This window comes from Pelagimonas varians, assembly GCF_003208435.1.
Classification (GTDB): domain Bacteria; phylum Pseudomonadota; class Alphaproteobacteria; order Rhodobacterales; family Rhodobacteraceae; genus Pelagimonas; species Pelagimonas varians.
Window position 1 is genome coordinate 1 of record NZ_QKMF01000023.1, and the last position, 20,211, is coordinate 20,211.

General features: G+C 53.4%; 17 protein-coding genes and 1 pseudogene. 7 read left to right on the top strand and 11 right to left on the bottom strand.

Annotation, left to right across the window (positions count from 1 at the left end):
• Nucleotides 1–331: 331 nt before the first annotated feature.
• A pseudogene (locus C8N36_RS21310) lies at nt 332–1,503 on the top strand (IS3 family transposase).
• Between the two features lie 516 nt (nt 1,504–2,019).
• On the opposite strand, the gene modC reads toward C8N36_RS21310, so the two are convergent.
• From modC to modA, 3 genes are read right to left on the bottom strand one after another with little or no spacing between them, the layout of a single operon-like run.
• Nucleotides 2,020–3,105 (bottom strand): molybdenum ABC transporter ATP-binding protein, encoded by a 1,086-nt coding sequence (gene modC / locus C8N36_RS21315; RefSeq protein ID WP_097806861.1) that lies wholly within the window; start codon nt 3,103–3,105, stop codon nt 2,020–2,022.
• A complete protein-coding gene (gene modB, locus C8N36_RS21320) occupies nt 3,102–3,794 on the bottom strand; it encodes a molybdate ABC transporter permease subunit (RefSeq protein ID WP_097806860.1) in 693 nt (230 codons plus the stop codon). The genes modC and modB overlap by 4 nt, the downstream gene beginning before the upstream one ends.
• Nucleotides 3,795–3,798: 4 nt before the next feature.
• Nucleotides 3,799–4,578, bottom strand: a complete 780-nt coding sequence (gene modA / locus C8N36_RS21325) for a molybdate ABC transporter substrate-binding protein (protein WP_097806868.1) — start codon at nt 4,576–4,578, stop codon at nt 3,799–3,801.
• A 195-nt stretch (nt 4,579–4,773) separates the two neighbouring features.
• On the opposite strand from modA, the gene C8N36_RS21330 reads away from it, so the two are divergent.
• The gene (locus tag C8N36_RS21330; RefSeq protein WP_097806859.1) at nt 4,774–5,991 is read left to right on the top strand and encodes a threonine synthase; all 1,218 of its coding nucleotides are present in this window, start codon (nt 4,774–4,776) and stop codon (nt 5,989–5,991) included.
• A 609-nt stretch (nt 5,992–6,600) separates the two neighbouring features.
• Here C8N36_RS21330 and C8N36_RS21340 read toward each other — a convergent pair.
• The 8 genes from C8N36_RS21340 to mgtE form a co-directional block, all read right to left on the bottom strand.
• The gene (locus tag C8N36_RS21340; RefSeq protein WP_097806857.1) at nt 6,601–7,158 is read right to left on the bottom strand and encodes a PqiC family protein; all 558 of its coding nucleotides are present in this window, start codon (nt 7,156–7,158) and stop codon (nt 6,601–6,603) included.
• 87 nt (nt 7,159–7,245) lie between these two features.
• Entirely contained in the window at nt 7,246–9,342 is a 2,097-nt protein-coding gene (locus C8N36_RS21345) for a PqiB family protein (protein ID WP_097806856.1), read from the bottom strand.
• The gene (locus tag C8N36_RS21350; RefSeq protein ID WP_097806855.1) at nt 9,339–9,989 is read right to left on the bottom strand and encodes a paraquat-inducible protein A; all 651 of its coding nucleotides are present in this window, start codon (nt 9,987–9,989) and stop codon (nt 9,339–9,341) included. The genes C8N36_RS21345 and C8N36_RS21350 overlap by 4 nt, the downstream gene beginning before the upstream one ends.
• On the bottom strand, nt 9,982–10,635 hold the full coding sequence (locus C8N36_RS21355) for a paraquat-inducible protein A (protein WP_097806854.1): 654 nt from the start codon (nt 10,633–10,635) through the stop codon (nt 9,982–9,984). The genes C8N36_RS21350 and C8N36_RS21355 overlap by 8 nt, the downstream gene beginning before the upstream one ends.
• An 84-nt stretch (nt 10,636–10,719) precedes the next feature.
• A complete protein-coding gene (locus tag C8N36_RS21360) occupies nt 10,720–11,763 on the bottom strand; it encodes a succinylglutamate desuccinylase/aspartoacylase family protein (RefSeq protein WP_097806853.1) in 1,044 nt (347 codons plus the stop codon).
• Nucleotides 11,763–12,668, bottom strand: a complete 906-nt coding sequence (rimK, locus tag C8N36_RS21365; protein WP_097806852.1) for a 30S ribosomal protein S6--L-glutamate ligase — start codon at nt 12,666–12,668, stop codon at nt 11,763–11,765. The genes C8N36_RS21360 and rimK overlap by 1 nt, the downstream gene beginning before the upstream one ends.
• Nucleotides 12,665–13,129 (bottom strand): ATP-dependent zinc protease family protein, encoded by a 465-nt coding sequence (locus tag C8N36_RS21370; protein WP_097806851.1) that lies wholly within the window; start codon nt 13,127–13,129, stop codon nt 12,665–12,667. Before C8N36_RS21370 ends, rimK begins: the two co-directional genes overlap by 4 nt.
• 23 nt (nt 13,130–13,152) lie before the next feature.
• A complete protein-coding gene (gene mgtE / locus C8N36_RS21375; RefSeq protein ID WP_097806850.1) occupies nt 13,153–14,520 on the bottom strand; it encodes a magnesium transporter in 1,368 nt (455 codons plus the stop codon).
• Between the two features lie 236 nt (nt 14,521–14,756).
• Between mgtE and C8N36_RS21380 the strand changes: the two genes are divergently transcribed.
• The 5 genes from C8N36_RS21380 to C8N36_RS21400 all read left to right on the top strand — a co-directional run bounded on the left by C8N36_RS21380 (nt 14,757) and on the right by C8N36_RS21400 (nt 19,987).
• Complete coding sequence (locus tag C8N36_RS21380; protein WP_245911019.1) at nt 14,757–15,701, top strand: LysR family transcriptional regulator; 945 nt, start codon at nt 14,757–14,759, stop codon at nt 15,699–15,701.
• Between the two features lie 388 nt (nt 15,702–16,089).
• Nucleotides 16,090–17,043: a TRAP transporter substrate-binding protein gene (locus C8N36_RS21385; RefSeq protein WP_245911023.1), complete on the top strand. Its 954-nt coding sequence runs from the start codon at nt 16,090–16,092 to the stop codon at nt 17,041–17,043.
• A gap of 66 nt (nt 17,044–17,109) precedes the next feature.
• Complete coding sequence (locus tag C8N36_RS21390) at nt 17,110–17,640, top strand: TRAP transporter small permease (protein ID WP_245911021.1); 531 nt, start codon at nt 17,110–17,112, stop codon at nt 17,638–17,640.
• Between the two features lie 2 nt (nt 17,641–17,642).
• Nucleotides 17,643–18,923, top strand: coding sequence for a TRAP transporter large permease (locus tag C8N36_RS21395; protein ID WP_097806848.1), 1,281 nt, complete (start codon nt 17,643–17,645; stop codon nt 18,921–18,923).
• Nucleotides 18,924–19,234: 311 nt separating this feature from the next.
• Nucleotides 19,235–19,987 (top strand): FadR/GntR family transcriptional regulator, encoded by a 753-nt coding sequence (locus C8N36_RS21400; protein WP_097806847.1) that lies wholly within the window; start codon nt 19,235–19,237, stop codon nt 19,985–19,987.
• Nucleotides 19,988–20,211 lie beyond the last annotated feature (224 nt).

Genomic DNA, 20,211 nt, shown 5'->3' on the forward strand with positions numbered 1-20,211 from the left:
GTCAGGCTCATAACCTGAAGGTCGTAGGTTCAAATCCTACTCCCGCAACCAATAATACCCAAAAGGCCGCCCTCAACGGGCGGCCTTTGGCGTTTGACGCAGGCGCAAATGAACATACCTCTTAAAACTCACTCTCCGTTCTCCCTTGGCAGGCACTTCAAATTGGGTCTGCGAAACTTTCCAAAGCCCACTTTCAGACGAAAAACTTGCCCAGTACCGAGGTGCTCTAGTTTTGTAGCGGCATTGCTTGGTAACTTTGGAAACAAGGTGGACCTGTCGCGGTTTGATGCCGCTCCTTTGATAGCATTTACTGCAACAAAGGAGACAAGGAATGGCAACGAGATACACCGAAGAATTTCGCTGTGATGCAGTACGAATTGCAACGACGAGCGGTCTGACCAGACCAAAGGTTGCATCTGATGTGGGTGTTGGCCTTTCGACGCTGAGTAAGAGGGTTCAAAAGTATCCATCGCCCGGCAGGGCATTGTCCAACACTGTCCCGAGAGGGAGCATGAAGACCTGATGGCTGGAGCGCATGAGGATGTGGAAAAGGAAAATACCCGCCTTCGCAAAGAAGTCCGTTTGCTGCGAGAGGAGAGGGGAGTGTTAAAAAAGATGGCAATCGTCTTTGCGGGCCAAAATCGATGAGGTTCGTTTCTATCGATGCCTGGAAAGAAGAATGGCCAGTAGGGTTTCTATATTGTGTGATGCAGGTCACGTCCCGTGGTTTCCGGGCGTGGCGGGTTCGCCCGATGCGCCAGCGACAGCGCGACGATATGGTGATTTTGGCCCATATCCGAGAACAGCATCGTCTTGGCCTGCAAAGTTATGGCCGACCAACCATGACCGAGGAGTTGCAGGAGTTGGGGCTGAACGTGGGGCATCGTCGGGTTGGGCACCAGATGTGCGAGACGGGCCTCAAGATCATCAAAACCCGCAAATACCAGGTAACAACCGACAGTAATCATGCGTTCAACATCGTTCCCAACCTGCTGGATCAGGACTTCTCCGCTGATGCGCCGAGCCAGAAACGGGCAGGCGACATATCTTGCATCTGGACCGGTGAAGGTTGGTTGTATCTGGCTGTGATCCTTGATTTGTATTCCCGCCGCGTTGTCGGCTGGGCCGCAAGCAATCGAATGAAACGTGATTTGGCGATCCGTGCACTGGACATGGCAGTGGCCTTTCGTCAGCCATCCAAAGGCTGCACTCATCACACGGGTCGCGGGTCTCAATACTGTTTTGGCGACTATCAGAAACGGCTGAAGCAACACGGCTTTCTGGTAACAATGAGCGCAAAAGGGAAATGGCTACGACAATTCCATGGTCGAAACCTTTTTCAAATCTCTCAAGTTAGAACTGATCTGGCGCAACCGATGGGAAACGAGACGCTAGGCTAAAGGGACGATATTCCAGTATATCAACGGCTTCAATAATCCACGACGGCGGCACTCGTCGTTAGGTGGCAAAAGCCCCTTGGCCTTCGAACGAAAGGCTGCCTAAATGAATTGAGAGACCGGAATTAAACCGAAGCAAGACAATGGGGTGCATCGGCCTTGTGTGCATCAGCCCGATGCGCACAGGTGGTTAGACGTCACCACTGGTTCGCCGATAATCCATCCCCATTCTGAACATCTAATGCAACAATAGATCCCGTCGGGATGGGGATGATCATGCTTTTCCATGAAACGCACCTTCGTGACGCCGTTGTTTCGCTGTGTAGGCAGGCCGACAAACAATTCGTTGGCCATCTACTGCGCGTCGCCACACATATCAACTTTTAGAAACATCAAGTATTCAGCTACCGGTCGCGAATCCTGATCCCGTAGTCATTCTCATTTGTTGCATTGAGAGCCGGCAAAAGGACTAGTAATCAAGGGCCGGAATTGTGTTACCATTCTGTCTAGGTTTCGTGAGACCGGGAGATGGTCCCCAGTCTTGTTCTTGTACTACTTAGAAAAAGCATTTTGGCTGGTCGTTATATTTTTGAAACAACCTCTGCAAGTTTAAGGATACAGATTAGGCTCCGCCAATGTCTTGGGGAGCAACCGAAACTGACTTAACGACAGCGTGGCATTCTGATCCTATGTTTAGGCCCAAGGAATTCGCCGACCGGCGTGTAATACGGGCGAGTATTTTTCCTGCTGGGGTTTGTATGGATACCATTGCGCCCGGTCCATCGCCGGTACGCATAGAAATAATCCTGCCCGGCAATATATTGAGAGCTGATAATCCTGTGGGCCGGTCCTTGGAAAGAATTACGTCTTGAGCCGTGATCCTGACTCTGACCCGCATTCCAATGGGCTTTGACAATCGCGGCAACAGCAAGGGCACACCGCATGCATCCAATTCTGTCAAACCATCAGCATGATGCTTGCTAATGATCGCTTCGAGGATTGCGCCTGCCGCTCTGACCCCAGTGGGGGTAAAGCTCGGATCGCTTAAGACCTCGGAGGCACTCCCTTGCTGTGCGACCTTTCCGTCTTCTAAAGCAACCACCGTTGTGGCCAAACGCGCGACTTCGGTTGCAGAGTGGCTGACGTAGAGAATGGGGATGCGGGCTTCGTCGCGCAGGGTTTCAAAATAGGGTAGAATTTCGGCTTTGCGCGCTGCGTCCAAGGCCGCCAATGGTTCATCTGCCAGAATTAATTCTGGCCCCGCCAGTAATGCCCTGCCTATTGCTACCCTTTGTTTTTCGCCTCCTGAAAGCCCGTTTGGCGCACGATCCAATAGGGAGCCAATGCCCAACATGTCGACCACGCGATCGATGCTTTCGGTGCGAGCTGACTGGCTTGCAAACCAACGCCCGTATTTCAGGTTCTGGCGGACGCTCAGATGTGGAAAGAGACGCGCCTCTTGAAAAATATATCCAAGACGCCGTTTATGTGGTGCGACGTTGGTTCCGTTGTTGCTGTCGAACAGAACCCTCCCATTCACGACCACTTTCCCTGTTTGAGGACGCAAGAGGCCTGCCACCGCGTTTATGACGGTGGTCTTGCCAGCGCCGGACCGGCCAAACAACGCTGTCAACCCGTCGGGGGCGTCGAATTTTATGCTAAAATTCGTTTCTCCAACGGAATGTTGAATCGCGACTGAAAGGCTCATGATGTGCCTATCCGGCGGGCCATTTTCCGGGCTAACACTTCAGACAAGACCAAGGCCGCAAGAGCGACGGCTACTGAAATTGCGACCAATCTTAGCGCGGCGTTCTCGCCGCCGGGCACCTGCAAAAAGGCGTAGATTGCCGAAGGCAGTGTTTGGGTCTGGCCTGGAATGTTCGATACAAATGTGATGGTGGCTCCGAACTCGCCCATGGCCTTGGCAAATCCCAAAATTGAACCGACCAAGATCCCCGGTAAAATCAGCGGCAGAGTTACCGTCACAAATACCCAGAACCGACTTGCCCCGAGCGTTGCCGCCGCTTGCTCTAATTTGGGGTCGACGGCTTCGATGGATAGGCGGATTGCGCGGACCATCAAAGGAAAGCCCATGATCGCTGCGGCCAGCGCCGCGCCGGTCCAGCGAAAAGCAAGAGTGATGCCAAATTCATGCAAAACAGATCCGACCGGCCCGCGAACCCCAAAGGTGAGAAGCAACAAGTACCCTGTCACCACAGGTGGCAAGATCAAGGGCAAATGCACCAGCCCATTCAGGACCTGACGGCCAGGAAAATCGCAACGTGCCAAAATGTAAGCGACAAACAAGCCAACCGGCAAAGCCGCCAGTGTAGCCCACAGTGACACCCGCAACGACAATGCGACAGCACTCCATTCTTCCGGGCCAAGCCAATCCATCGCGCTATTCCACTAACACGGAAAACCCGTGGCGTTCAAAAATTGCGCGGGCTTGGGAGCTTTGCAAATGCGCCAAAAACGCATGCGCGGTTTCGCTATGGGTCACGGCAATGGCCGGATATACGATTGCGCGGTGGCTTTGGGCGGGAATGGCTACGGCCACATGGACACGTGGGTCAGCACGGGCGTCGGTTGCATAGACAATGCCAAACGGGGCTTCACCCAAGGCGACCAAGGCCAAGGCTGCGCGGACATTGTCGACTTGGGCGACATATGGGACAATTGCGTCCCATTGGCCCAAGGATTGCAAAGATGCCTTGCCATAGATGCCCGCAGGCACCGATTGAACCAAAGCCATGGCCAACCGGCCACCATTCAAGAGTGCCAATAGATCCAAGGCTTGCCAGTCCAGATTTGTCACCGGATCATGGGAAATCAAAACCAGTTCGTTGCCGAGGAAATCGATCCGGCTTTCTGGGATTACCGCCTCTTTTTGCTCAAGGAAATCCACCCAATCCGGGTTGGCCGAGATAAAAATATCCGCAGGCGCGCCCAATTGGATTTGCCGCGCCAAGGCAGAGGATCCGGCATAAGACACTGTGGTGTCGTGCCCAAACACAGTGTCGAATTCAGCGGCCACCTCATCGAGTGCATTTTTTAGGCTGGCTGCTGCAAAGATTGTAATCGTCTCAGCACAAACGCTGCTCGCGCTGAAAAACAACATCATGACGAGCGCTGACAGCCAGCCCCGCAACGATCTAACAGGTTTCAGTTTTTCAAGCATTTTGCCGATCATATCCCCATGATTGGCACGGACGCGGGCGCGCATCTAGCGTAAAAACGTAAGGCGTTGGTCGTAAGTCTCCTTTGCTGCACATTAAACTCCGATTTGCATTTGCTTCATCGTCGGTGGCGCGCTTGAAGTGCGGCACCTTCCCACATAGCGTCGCGCTGAGTCTAAGCGCGAAAGGTCCGCACAATGAATTTCGTCACCCATTTGGAATGTTCCCTGACAGGCAAAATCTACCCAGCGGGGCAGGTACATGGCCTCTCCGAAGCGGGTCGTCCATTGCTCGTGCGTTATGATCTGGACGCAATGAAGGAAAAACTCAGTAAATCGGCTTTGGCGCAATCAACCGCACCGGGTTTTTGGCGCTATGCTGATTTCCTGCCTGTCGCGGAACCTGAAAACCGCGTGTCTTTGGGCGAAGTCATGACGCCGATTATCCCTCTTGAGCAAAGTGCGCATCATCTGGGTGCCAAGCCCGGCAATGTTTTGGTCAAAGACGAAGGTCGTTTGCCCACAGGGTCGTTCAAGGCGCGCGGCCTTTGTTTGGCAGTCTCAATGGCCAAAGAATTCGGCATTGAACATCTTGCGATTCCGACAAACGGAAATGCCGGTGCGGCAATGGCGGCCTATGCCGGGCGCGCAGGCATGAAGTCGACCGTGCTTTGCCCATCTGACACGCCGGACATCAACATCCGCGAGATCCAATCGCAGGGTGGTGACACTTACATGGTGAACGGTCTAATCAATGATTGCGGCAAGATTGTTGGTCAGGGCAAGGAAGCGGTTGGTTGGTTCGACATTTCGACGCTGAAAGAACCCTATCGGATCGAAGGCAAGAAAACGATGGGCCTTGAACTGGCAGAGCAGCTGGGCTGGGAATTGCCAGACGTGATTTTCTACCCTACAGGCGGCGGCACTGGCCTGATCGGCATGTGGAAGGCTTTTGCCGAATTGAAAGAAATGGGCTGGATCGATGGTCCGATGCCGAAAATGGTTGCAGTTCAGGCAACTGGCTGTGCCCCGATCGTAAAAGCTTGGGAAGACGGCGAAGAGCACGCACCTTTGTGGGAAGACGCCCACACCGTGGCTGCGGGCATCCGCGTACCAATCGCTGTTGGCGATTTCCTGATCATCCGTGCTGTGCGCGAGTCTGGCGGCTTTGCCATTGCGGTGCCTGACGATGAGATCATGGCGATGCGGGATGCCGTCGCGGCAGACGAAGGTTTGCTTTTGTGCCCGGAAGGTGCGGCGACTGCTGTAGCCTACAAGCATGCTTTGGCAGCTGGCCAGATCAAAGACACAGACCGTGCGGTGCTTTGGAACTGTGCCACAGGTCTGAAATACCCATTGCCCGAAGTCACAGGCCGTTTGGATAAAAACCAAGAGATCGACTACTCGCAGTTCTAAATGCACACCAAAAAAGGCTAGGCCTTTGGTCAACTAGAACCAAAGGCCGAAATCGAACACGCCCCGCAATGGATTTCCTGTTGTGGGGCGTTTTGCTTTTGGTCCTGATCACAGGTCCTCAATGGGCGCATCTTTGGGAATTCAGAGTTCGCGTTGTGAGGACGGAATTTAAGTATTGTTGGCGCGAAAAGATTTCCAAACTTTTCAAGACCGTATCGCTTGAAACAGCAGCTTCGCTGCCATCCCGGTCTGCGGTCCAATACCTGAGATCCAAGTCGACGCGTGATTCGCCAAAGCCGAGAGTGACGAACACTGTTTTGGGTACTTTCAAAACACGCGCAACAGACATGCCGAGAAAATCCGCATCGACGGGGTCAATCTGGCGGTCTTGTCCAGCCGAGCGACCGCAATCAGGGCTGCAGAAATCCATGCTACCCCAGCAAATACACTGGACAGAGTTTCGCTGGGCATCAGCTACGACACGATCCGGATCATCACCAAGCGTTTTGCGAACTGGCGCGTAGCCGGATCAACGCCATCTTGTCGCCAAACGCCAATGCCATTTAAATCGCTTGGGAAACTCTGAAACCAATGTCGATGCCAGCCCGCTTAGATTCCGCGTTTGGCAATCAGCTGTGCCAGATCCCGTACGGCTATAGCCCGCGCTGCGGCGATTTCAGATGCCCCGCCATCAGCCGCGATTGGAGTGTCGATCTGAAAACTGCCTGATCGTTCACGACCGTCTTCGTTTTTCGAAACGTAGTAAGTGCCGGACATTTTGAAGACGCCGGCCTGACTGGCCAGCAGTTCTTCGACGCGCACGGTCAGTCTCGATTGTGCAGGCTCTTCGAACGGCCAGGGTTCGGCGGCCACCCGCGCCCCCGTGATGGCCGAAAGATGTTTCGACAGTTCCAGTGTAATGCTTCGCGATGGATCATCCGCCCAAAGAATGGATGCATCCGACACCAGCCCGCCGGTTTCTGTTTCGCGCCAGATCTCTTCGGATTTGGCATAAGCAGGCAAGGAAACCTCGCTCACTTCTAGGCGAGCGACGGAGATTTTGACTTTTGTGCCCGATTCTATCGGGGGGGCCGCGTAACGAACTGCGGATTCAGAGCAGCCAGTTAATGCAAGAAGGGATAGTCCGATGATAATGAAATGCTTCATGTCGATTCCGTCTTATGTGGCAGCGCAGGCTGAACGATCATGCTGGATCGCGGTCTGCAATTTATGTTTGATGCCCAGCAGCGGGCATTATTTCCCGATGAATAGGGCGTTGGGTTTGCGTTCCAAAGCCCGTGCGAGGGACCGAAAGGCGTCTGCGGCATTGGATATGTCGCGCAAAGTTGTACGGGCTTCTTTGTTCAAGGCACCACTTTCTGACAGTGACAACATGGCTTTTTCACTTTGGACCAGAACCGCTTCGATGCGGCGCATGACGCTGGGTAAATCGCCCACGGCGGTTTCCACGGCCTTTGCAGCCCCTTGCGCGGAACCTAACGTTTCGTTGACCTTTTCTATGGTGCCACCGTCGCGCATATCTTTGATCGCAAGGGCCAGTTGGTCCAAAGTTGTATTCAGATAGGCTGGTAAATCTTTGGTTGCCTCAGTTGAAAGCAGGGTCTGCGCTGCGCTGACCAGCAGGGCCACTTCGTCCAGCAAAGGTTCGATTTGTAACGTTTCAACCTTGGCCGCCACCGCTTCGATCCGGGCAACAACAGAAGGAATATCTTCGACAGCGCTGCCCACATCGGCGGCGGCCTTACCGGCAGCATCTACAGCTGAAAACAGTCGTTCTACCCCTTGCTCTGTATCGATTTTTTGCAAGAGTGCATTCAGATTGTCTGTGGCAACGGCCAATTGTTTTGGCAGCTCTTGAAGCTCCTTGTTGTTAACCACGCTTTGCAAATTTTGGATCAGTGTCCGGATGTCAGAAGGCGTTTGTTGCAAGTCCTCATTGGCCACCAAGGCGCTGGCATTGTTGAGGAAGCTGATGGCAGAACCGAGAAGCTCTTCGACGGGGAGACCATTGACGCGTTGCATCAAACCCTCAGCCGAGGCTGCGACATCGTTGATTTTCGCGGGAATGCTGGGAATGATCGGATAAGGGGCCGCATTCCGATTGAACGTAGCGGGCTCGACATTTTCGGGCACTAGAAAATCGATTTTCAAAGATCCGGAAAAGACCGACGCTTGGGTCAGTCTTGCGCGCAGGCCGTCATTAACCTGTGCCTCCAAAAAGTCCAAAACGTCTTGTTCGGTGACCGCCGCCCCCGCGGTGGTTTTGATGTCGTCCAACGCGAGAGAGAGCACAACAACCAGCCGGACCTTTTCATCCCCGAATTGTTCTGCGTCCACACGCCCGGACAAATCAATCACCTTGCCGACGTCTAGTCCGCGCCACGACACCGGAGCGCCGACGGACAAGCCGGTTACGTTTTCTTCAAAGACCACAGCCACTTCGACTTTGGGGCGGTCGACTTCTTGCTCGTCAAAAATGCTGGAACGGGCGATGTTCTGGTCGTCATACAGTGTAAAGTCCTGGCCGCTTTCAATCGGAACGCCGCCCGACACCATGGTTTCAAATGCGATGCCGCCTGCAATCAGCGATGCAACGCTTTCGAAATCGATCGAGGCTCCGGAGGCGTCCAGATTAAATGAAAAGCCGGAGGTTTCCCAAAATCGGGTCCGGGTCGACAATAGTTTGTCGTGCGGCGCAAAGATAAAGGCGTCGGCTTCGATGCCAATTCCATTCTGTGCCAGCTCGGGTTTTCCGACGCGGCCAACTTCCAGACCTTTAAAGAATATGGGGGTGCCAGCGGAAACGCCGTTCGCGGTTTCTGATTTCAATGTAATGCTGGTGCCAAGCTGGCCAGGCCGGGCAATTGGCGGGTCATCCAGCCCGCGAAATTTCTTGTGCAATCCACCGGCCTCGGCATTCCAGCTGCCTTCGATGTAAACCCCGTTCAAAACCGTGCTCAATCCGCTTATGCCGCGTGTCGAGACTTCGGGTTGAACGACCCAGAATATCGCTTCGGCATCGATGTATTCTTCGACATCTTTGTCGACCCGGACATGGGCGACCACCGATGACAGGTCTTTGGCAAATGAGACCTTTTCGACCATACCAACGGGCACATCGCGAAACCGCAGCTCAGTTTGGTTCGGGACAATTCCGGTCGCACTTTCGAAGCCGATTTCAACGATGCTACCGCGGTCTTGGTAGTTTTGCCAAACCATGCCAAAGGCCAACAGCAAGGCACCAATCGGGATCAGCCAGACAATTGAAATTCGCTCAAGCAGGCTCTTGCGGGCAGGCTGGATCTGCACGTCGGGGATTTTATCGGTCATGGTTTGAATACCTGGTCACGGTTGGTGTCGTGTTTGGCGATACTGTCCCAGATCAGACGACTGTCAAAGGAGCGGGCAGCAAGCATTGTGCAAACAACGGAAAGGGCGAAGGTCAAAGAGGCGGGTCCGGGTGAGATCGAAACCACAGACCCCAGTTGGACAAGCGAAGAAAGCACTGCGACGACAAAGACATCGATCATCGACCAGCGGCCGACAAACTCAACAACTTCATATATTTGCATGCGGCGATGTTGGTTTGACTGCCAGCCTTGCTGAACAGACAGGGCAAGATAGGCAATAGCACCGAATTTGGCGAGCGGAATGGCCACCGAGGCCAAAAGGATGACAAGGGCGACGGCCACCGCGCCATGCGCAAACAGCTCGACAGCGCCGCCAACAATTGTGCCGCCAGAGACCTTGAACAACAATTTGGTTTCCAGCATTGGATAGATATTGGCTGGAATGTAGCAAATCAGACCCAACATCCACCAAGCCCAGACGCGGCTTAGGCTTCGGGCATCGCGGCTGGTCAGTTTCGCACCGCAGCGCTGGCATTGGGTGGCGGCCGTCGGCCAAACGCGTGAGCAGTGTGTGCAGGCCACAAGCCCTTGTTGTCGTGCTGTTGTTTCAATGCCGGAGTCAATCATTGCGAACCCCGTTTCTTGCCCGATCGAGTGCGCGCCAAACAGATGAGCGGCACAAAAGCGTGTCTTGAAAGACGTTGAAGACCACCAAAATGGAGAACAGCCAAAAGGCTGCACCAACTTCGACACGGGCCAGATCCACGATTTTGACCAAAGCAACCCCGACGCCCAAGACGAATATTTCTGCCATAGACCAAGGCCGCAAGTCTTCGGACCAGCGAAAGGCCAGATAGGCCCCCCTAAATGGCGGGCGCTGGAGCAACAAAGGCGACAAGGCAAAGATGAGCAAGGCCGCTCGGGCCATCGGAATAAACAAAATTAATATGAGGACAGCGATAGATAAGACCACAAGGTGCGCTGCGGAAAACGAAAAGGCGGCGTCAAATATTGAGGACGCGTTTTTGAATCCGTTCGCCTCGATCCTCAAAAAGGGCAAAAAGACCGCTGCGATCAAAAACACAACCACGGCAATCGCCAAGGCCACAATCCTGGCAACAGATCCTTTGATAGGAGCGCTTAGAACCGTGTGACACCGGGTGCAGACGGCCCGTTGTTGAAATTGCGGCTCAACGTTTTGATACAAGGCATCACAGGTCGGGCAGGCAATCAAATCGGCAAGAGCCGCAGTTTGTTCGTCTTTGATACTCATAAACCCCACCCTCTTGAACAAAATTGAAATGATATCTTACATGACCAATTGCAAAGGCGCATCCGTTTGACGGATGCTTTTCCTTCAGATGATCTCATCTTCGTAAAAAAGAGGCATGTCCTCTAGCTGCGTTGACAGTGTGTCGACAGTGTCCTCTGGATCGTCGGTGCTTTTGACAGTCGCAATGTGATAGATTGCATCGCCTTCGTTCACAATCGGCATAACTGCACGTCCGATGATAACACCTGAAATCGGGGCTATGATATTGTGTTCGACTTGGCCGAAAGGGTCTGACACAGCGGCCAGCACATCACCTTCCTCAACCACATCTCCCTCTGACTTGAAGGTTCTGAGCAGCCCGCCTTGTGTCGCCCTGATCCAACGGCTGGCACCGCAAAACAGCGGGTCGGACTTGGCCTTTGCAATACCTTTGGCGCCGATCATACCTAGGTGATGAAGGACACGCAAAACGCCTAAAACACCCGCCCGGATATAAAGTTCATCAAAACGAAGCGCTTCGCCCGCCTCATAGAGGAGGACGTCAACGCCCATGTCTTTGGCCGCTTGACGCAATGAACCTTCCCGTAGGCTTGACTGCAGCACTACGGGCGCGCCGAAGACATGCGCCAGCTTTTTGGTTGTCGAGTTGCCGCTTGAGATCCGGATTTGCGGCAGATTTGTCCGGTGAATGGCCGCCGAATGCAGATCAATGCCCAAATCGCATTTCTCTACGATTTCGGTCATAAAGATATCAGCCAAACGCGATGCCAATGAACCTTTGTCAGAACCGGGAAAACAGCGGTTCAAATCGCGTCTATCTGGCAAATAGCGCGAATGATTGAGCAGCCCGAAAGCATTGACCACCGGCACGCAAATCAGCGTTCCCTTCAGGTTTTTCAAGTTGGGTAGGGTCAAGATGCGTCGAACGATTTCAACGCCGATGACCTCGTCCCCATGCACGCCAGCGCTGACAAAAACCGTAGGACCTTCACGGCGGCCATGGATGACATGGGCCGACATTGCCACCGGCGTGTGGTCTGCCAGAACACTAACCGGAATATCTACCGTCCTGCGAGTGCCGGGGGCGATGGACGCGCCCCCGATTTCAAATGCAGCGCGTGTAACCATTATCCCTTGCCCTTTGTCCGTGTTTTGCCTGGCTGGGCATTCTTTTCGATAAATTCGATCACCTTGCCTGCGATGTCGATACCCGTTGCTTTTTCAATGCCCTCCAATCCGGGGGACGAGTTCACTTCCATGACCACAGGACCATGGTTTGATCGCAGCATGTCAACGCCGCAGACGTTTAGGCCCATGGATTTGGCGGACCGGATCGCGGTTGAGCGTTCTTCTGGAGACAATTTAACAACTTTGGCGCTGCCGCCGCGGTGCAAGTTTGACCGGAAATCATCGTCAGCACCGGTGCGCTGCATGGCTGCAATTACTTTGCCGCCAACCACAAAGGCACGAATGTCGGTGCCTCCGGCTTCTTTGATGAACTCTTGGATCAAGATGTTGATATTGGCACCGCGAAAGGCTTCGACCACGGATTTGGCCGACCGGTTTGTATCGGCCAGAACGACGCCGATCCCTTGTGTACCTTCCAGCAGTTTCACCACCAGCGGGGCACCGCCAGCAACCTTCAACACTTCGTCGGTTTGCTTTGGATCGTGGGCAAATGTTGTGACAGGAAGGCCAATCCCATCGCGCGCCAACAATTGCATGGAGCGGAGCTTGTCACGTGACCGGCCAATCGCAACGCTTTCATTCAGGGGATAAACGCCCTGCATTTCGAACTGCCGCAATACCGCGGTGCCATAAAAGGTTACCGATGCGCCAATACGCGGAATGACAGCGTCGTATCTTTGCAAAATCTCACCGTTGTAGTAGATTTCGGGGCGGCGCGACGCAATATTCATATAGCAGCGCGTGGTGTTGATGATGTCCAACTCATGCCCACGCTCAATGGCGCTTTCTTGCAGGCGTTTGTGGGAATACAGGTTCGGGTTCCGTGCGAGCATTGCAATTTTCATTTGAGGTCCCTTTCCGAGAGGCCATGCGGTTTTTCTGATTGAAGCCATGACCGGACAGGGTCGACGATCATGCGCAATTGACGAAGACCGGTACGCCCCACGATGATAGGGAAAATCATGTCCGTCCGGTCGGTGAGTGAAATTTCGATACGGGCCTGACGGGCCCCAAGGTGAATGTGACTGGTGATGATAAAGCGTTCTTCAGGGGTGCCGCTTGTGTTGGTAATACAGCGCTTGTGTAAAACAGGTGCTGCGCAGAGATCAGAGCCTTCCAAAACCTGATGGTCCGGCAAGAATTCCACCCACAACCGGCCGTTTATTTCCAGTTTTCGAATGTTCGTGGCATGAAGCGCAGTGGTCCGTGCACCAGTATCAATTTTAGCCTGAAAACCGGTCAGATCCAGATCGGGTAACGATACTGTCTCGCGCCAGCCAATGACGAGTTTTTTGGGTTTCTTCATCGCGAAAGTGCCTTGTTAGAGTCTTAAAGCAGAAAGGGCATAAACAGGGTAGCTAGGCTGAGGACCAAAAAGAACCCGGCCATATCTGTGATCGTTGTCAAAAGAGGTCCGCTTGCCGCAGCGGGATCTTGGCCCAATCGCTTCAAAATCAATGGGACAACTCCACCAATGGAGACCGCAAGGACTGTATTCAGCGCCAAAGCGAGTCCAATGACAAGACCCAGCCATGCGTTGCCCTTCCAAGCCCAGGCAACAAGTCCTATGAGGACACCCAAGACGGCTCCGTTTATCACACCTACAGACACTTCTTTAAGCCAAACGCGCATTGCATCGACCGGCCGAACAAGGCCCAAAGACAGCTCTCGCATGGTGACGCCAACGGCTTGATTGCCTGAACAACCCGACATGTCCGACACCATTGGCAAAAAGATCGCGATAGCGATCACGGCCGTCAGGGTTTCTTCGTAGGCTGAAATGACACTGGCGGCGATGATGTTCAAAACGATGTTTGCCGACAGCCAGGCAAGCCGCCTTTTTGACCGAATGCGCAGGGGCATTGAGCGGAGCTCGTCTCCAAAAACACCCTGACGGCGCAGGCTTTCGTGTTCGGCACGTTCGGCCACGGCTTCGGCTACAGAGGTGCGCGACAAAACACCGGCCAGCTTTCCGTCTGCCTCGACCACCGGCATCCCAAGAAAACTGTGGGCGTCAAAAATGTCCTCTAATGCACTGAGTTGCGTTTCCACTTGAATGGTGATCGGAGCAACCATGATGTCTGATAGCTTTTGAACACGTTTTGCAGTTAGCAGGCCGCGCAACGACAAAACGCCGATAGGGATGCCCTGCGCATCAAGGACATAGGGGTGTTGACCGCGATAACGTTCAAAGTCTGTGTCATCAGATGCAAGTTTGCGAAGCACTGTTCCAACGGTTGCATCTTGCGGAAATGTAAAGGCGTCCGCCGACATAAGTCCGCCAGCGCAGTCGTCGTCATATTCGATCAAGCGGCGCACATCTGAGGCTTCTTCGGCATCCATCTGAGACAGAAACGCTTCGGCCTGTGCGGTATCCATTTCACCAACAACATCGGCCTGAACCTCCGAGTTCAGCTCTTCCAGAACGTCCGCACCTTGTTTCGGGGCCAATGAACCAACCAGTTCGGCACCAATTTCGCTCGGAGCCTCCTCAATCAGCATAGCGGCCAGTTCAACCGGCATGAGAGCGATCGCGGCGACGCGGTCCTCTTCTTTTAGGTTCAAGATTTCGCGCAGGGCTTCGGAATGGGTCAATGGCTGTAGCAGCGAAGCAATGTGATTGCCGTCCTGCGCCCCAATTGCCGCCATCAATAGCTGAGGAAGCTCGGGTCCTGCGATGCTGTCTTCGTTTAGCATGGTTCTTGTTCCTGTCGGGTATGGTGCAAAATCGACAAATCGCACGCACAGAGTTCAAGGGCCGCCTTTTTTGAAACCCTGACGGCGTTAGCTTAACTTTACTGCCGGTTTTGGCTGCCGTTTCGTGATGCGAGGGGTATGACAAAACAATCCTCAAGAAAAACGAATAATAAACATGTTTGACTTGAGTTAAACTTATGGATGAGCTGTGCTATGGCAGCTGTATGGACATTACTTTGATACGGACATTTGTCGAAGTCGCGGCCCACGGTTCGTTTGCGGCGGCTGCGGAGCGGCTTTTTGTAACGCAATCCGCGGTCAGCCTCAGGATACAACGGTTGGAAAGTGATTTGGGACGACCTCTGTTCCAAAGATCGAAAGCCGGAGCTGAACTGACGGCGGCCGGGAAAGAGTTTGAGCGCTTTGCCTTTGGTCACATCAAGCTTTGGGAAGAGGCCAAACAACAGATTGCGATCCCCGAAGGCTTTACCAAAAGCCTCGTTATCGGGGCCGAGCATTCCTTGTGGCCTCGGATGGGGTTTCGCTGGATTGATAGAATGCGCCGTAAGCTTCCTGATCTTAGTATTCGAACCGAAGTTGGTGCTCCAAGCACTTTGACGCGGTTTTTGATCGAAGGGGTGGTGCAATCCATACTGATCTATACGCCGCAGTTGCGGCCCGGGTTCCAGTTGGAACGGGTGATGGATGACGAATTGGTTATGGTGGCGTCATGGCGCGATCCCCAGCTAAATCATATTAACGGGCGCTACTTGTTTGTCGACTGGGGGCCGGAATTTGTGCAGGCACATGCCATGCATCTGCCGGGCTTGACGAACCCGGGGCTGACTTTTGCTTTGGGGGCCATGACCGTTGAATACTTGTTGACGCGAAAATACGCGGCCTATGTGCCGGCCCGTTATATTGAGCACTTTTTGGACGACGAGCAGCTTTTTCTGGTTCCGGGTGCCCCGCGGTTTCCGTATCCGATGTTCCACGTTTGGCGCGACGATATCGAAGACGAGACAATCGCTGTTGCCCGTAACGCCTTGAACCGTGTCGCCTACGAACTGGAGATCCAGCAAGATCGGGTGATCGACCAATTGGCTGACATCAGTAACGAAGACGAAGTGCATGTGCTTGGCGAAATGCCGGAACGCGGCGCAGGCAACGACCTTGGCTAAAAGTGGGCTCGATCTGGTAACATTCGAATCAAAACTCACTCATTGGAGCGTGCCCATGGGTTGTGTAGGCCAAGGGTTGAATTTGTTCGAGGTGTGCTTTTGCAAACGTCACCGCTGAGCAGGCATCCTTGCAAGATGGTTCTTTAACCAAGTCCGATGGGGGCGTTCATATGGCGAAAAAACTTTTATTATTGTTTTAATACAGTGATTTGAGGAGATCATGCGCGGATGGAAAATGAAAATTACATAGCTGCGATCAGCGGGATTGTTACGAAAAATTGAAATAGATGTTGTAAATATTTGTAATTTGATTACCCATTGCCCCTGAGGAAATTGTCCTGAGGAGGAGTGACAAATGACTTTCACAAGATTTGCAGGTTTTGGCGCGATGACCGCCGTTGCCCTGACGATGTCTGCCCTTGCCGCCGAAGCCAAAGACTGGCGCGGTTGGAACATCCACGTAGAAGACTACCCGGTTTCTCACGGTATGGAAGCCTTCATGGCCGAAGTTACCGAAAAGACTGACGGCGCGATCAAGGGTAAAACCTTCCACGCCGGTGTTCTGGGCTCCCAGCCTGATGCAATCGAGCAGGTGCGCCTTGGCATCATCGATTTCGGTGTATTCAGCCTTGGGCCAATGGGTCAGGCCGTGCCTGAAACCAACGTTGTATCGCTGCCATTCATCTTCAAAAGCGTCCCGCAGATGTATGAGCTGATGGACGGCGAAGCGGGCGCAGCGGTTTCCGCAGGTCTCGAAGCCAAAGGCATCGTTGCACTGGGTTATTACGACGCTGGCGCACGTTCGTTCTATAACGGCACCAAGCCAATCAACACTCCTGATGATGTGACCGGCATGAAAGTGCGCGTCATGAACAACGACCTGTTCGTTGGCATGATCGAAGCCATGGGCGGCAACGCCACACCGATGGCCTTTGCCGAAGTGTATCAGTCGCTGAAAACCGGTGTTGTTGATGGCGCGGAAAACAACCCGCCCAGCTACGAATCGACCAGCCACTTTGAAGTTGCGAAGTACTATTCCCTGTCCGAGCACCTGATCATTCCAGAGTGCCTGTGCATGAGCAAAAAGACTTTTGACGCTCTGACGCCAGAGCAGCAGGAAATCGTGCGCGCCGCTGGTAAAGCATCGACTGATCTTCAGCGTGGCTTGTGGCAGGAACGCGAAGCTGCTTCGATGAAAATCGTTCAGGATGGCGGTGTTGAGGTCAACACAATCGAAGACAAATCTGCCTTCCAGGCGGCGATGGCTCCGGTTTACGAACAGTATCTGGCAGCTAACCCTGACATGACTGATCTGGTGAACTTGTTCCGCAACGCGGAATAATCATTCGCAAAACAAGGCGCTCCGCGGTTGCGCGGAGCGCCTTTTTCGACATTGGGGGGATGGTCGGTGGATCAAGAGACAGCTTTTGTGCAGCAAGCCAGGTTATGGCTCGACAGACTGAGCGGGCTTTGCATTTTGATTGCGTCCTGCGCTTTGGTTGTGCTTGTTGCAACCTTTGGTTGGTTGGTCTTTGGCCGCTATGTACTGAACGTAACCCCCACTTGGGTTGAGCAACTGGCACTATTGCTGGTGTGCTATATTGCCTACCTTGGCGCGGCGGCCGGTGTTCATGAAAACACCCATCTTGGCGTGACACTGTTCCGCGATGCCCTGCCTGAAACTCTCCGCAAGGTGGTTCTGATTGGCACGGATATCTTGTTGGCTTTCTTTGGCTTTCTGATGGCAATCGCCAGCCTTGAACTGTTTCAGTTCGGTTGGGACACGATGTTGCCGATGCTCAACATCCCAGAAAGTTTCCGCACTTTGTCGGCCCTGCTGTGCGGCGGTCTGGTGTTCATATTTTCCGGTATGCGTGCTCTGTTTCGCATCCATTGCCTGTCTACAGGCAAACCCTTTGAAATTGACGAGGTGACCTAAGCATGGGCTTGGCTATTCTTCTTGGCATGTTTTTCGGTTGCGTCGTTCTGGGTGTCCCAGTGGCTTTCGCAATGGGAATCGCGGCTCTGACCGCCTTCTGGTACGAAGGTTTCCCCTTGCTGATCACTTTTCAGCGTTCAGTATCAGGCATTTCGGTGTTCTCCCTGCTTGCGATTCCGTTCTTCGTCTTTGCTGGCGAACTAATGCTGCATGGTGGCATCGCGATCCGCTTGGTACGCTTTGCTTCGGCCCTTGTGGGCCATGTTCGCGGCGGCCTTGCGTCGGTCAATATCTTTTCATCCATGCTGTTTGGCGGCATTTCCGGCTCTGCGGTTGCCGATATTTCGGCGCTGGGCTCGATCTTGATCCCTGTGATGAAAGAGCGTGGCTATCGCGCAGACTATGCAGTCAACGTGACGGTGACGTCATCAATCGCGGGTATCGTGATCCCGCCCAGCCACAACATGATCATTTTTGCTGTCGCTGCGGGGGGCGGAATATCGATCTCCAAGTTGTTCTTGGCCGGTGTTGTTCCGGGTATGTTGATGTGTATCTGCCTTGCTGTGGCGGCTTACTTCATTGCGATCAAACACAATTACCCATCTGAGCCGTTCCCGGGTTGGAAAGCTGTTTGGGTGGCGTCTGTGGCCGCGATCCCGGGTTTGATCACGGCGGTGATTATTGTGGGTGGCGTTTTGTCCGGGGTCTTCACGGTGACAGAATCCGGCGCTTTTGGAGCGATCTATGCGCTGCTTCTGACCGCATTCGTCTATCGCAGCCTTGATTGGGAAAGCTTCAAGATCTCGGTGGTCTCTGCGGTGAAAACCACGGCGATGGTGATGGTTCTGATCGGCTTTGCCAGCTCATTTGCCTATTTGTTGGCGCTCTATCAGGTGCCGGATAAGCTGAGCAGTTTCATGCTGGGCATTTCCGAAGAAAAGATCGTTGTTTTGTTGATGATCAACCTGATGCTTCTGGTGCTGGGTATGATCATGGATATGGCGGCACTGATCCTGATCTGTACGCCAATCTTTTTGCCGATCGCCAAAGACCTTGGCATGGATCCAATCCAATTCGGTATCATGATGCTGGTAAACCTTGGATTGGGCCTGTGTACGCCGCCTGTCGGCACCTGCCTCTTTGTTGGTTGCGCCGTGGGTAAGATCAAAATTGAAGAGACCCTGAAATCTATCTGGCCGTTCTATCTGGCCATATTGGCGGCACTGATCTTGATCACCTATGTGCCGGCAGTATCTTTGTTCCTCCCCTCGCTTTTTGAATAAAGCGAGCGCGGGTGCGGTACAGGCCGCATCCGTGAAGGAGGAGCGTAAATGCATCGCTACCGGCCCGCGTGGGCCTGTAGCAGCACTTTAGGAGCGATTGGACGACGTCGTTAAATCTGGCAGACACTTCCGAAAACCTGGTCCATGTCAGTTTAACGGTTGCAGCGCTTTTTTCACAAACGTGACGTTGCAGATGAAACAATCGAAATGACAGTCGTTGAGGACTTTAATATGAATACGGTCCAAACCAGTGCACCAACTTTAGGGGTGATTCAGGTTTCCGACCCAGAAGCGAAAGAAAAGCGTTACTCATGGAGACAGCAAAACGGCATATAAGGGCCTCTTCGGCCAAGCAGGGTGTTTCGGAGAAAACCGGCCGCGACAGAACGCTATCTGATCGTGTTTACGAGAGCATTCTTGGAATGATCGTAAGCGGTGAAATCCCTGTGGGGGCAAAGCTGCCAACCGAGCATGCCTTGAGTGACCAGCTCGAAGTCTCTCGTCCTGTTTTGCGCCAAGCGCTCAAGCAATTGCGTGAGGATGGGGTAATTGTATCCCGGCAGGGTTCGGGTTCGTTTGTGCAGCAACGTCCAGAAGGGGCGGTTCTGGATTTTGCACCCGTCGGTTCTATTGCTGACATCCAACGAACATTCGAATTTCGCACCGCGATTGAAAGCGAAGCGGCCTATCTGGCTGCATTGCGCAGATCTGACGAGGATATGCACCGACTGAGCGTCGCTTTGGCTGAATTGGACCGCTGTGTTCATGATGGATCTTTGGGCGTGGATGAGGACGAAGAATTTCACCGTGCGGTTTGTGCCGCTTCTGATAATCAGTACTTTGTCGCTGCACGCACCTCAATGAAGCGCAATATCCTGACCGGAATGAACCTGACGCGGAATCTGTCGCTGACCAAGCCGCAGGACCGTTTGGAAATGGTTCAAAAAGAACACCACGCAATTTTTAACGCCATTGAGCAGCGTAACGCGGGCGCGTCCCGTGCGGCCATGCGGGCGCATGTTGATAATGCGCGCAGGCGGGTGTTTGAAGGTCCATTGATCTAACACGTGTCTTGCAAAAAGTGCGGCGACACCGAATGCAGATGAACGGCAGGCGATGCCACCCTCTGCTTCGGTAAGAAAACTTGTCCAAATTTGTAATTCACGCTCGAATTGATGCTCTGGTCCAATCGTTGCGGAACGGGAAGCATAACTCGTTAAGCGGTGTTTTGCGCAGTCTAGCCAGCGATATGCGCCAAAAAACTGCCAAAAGATGCAAATGAAACGAT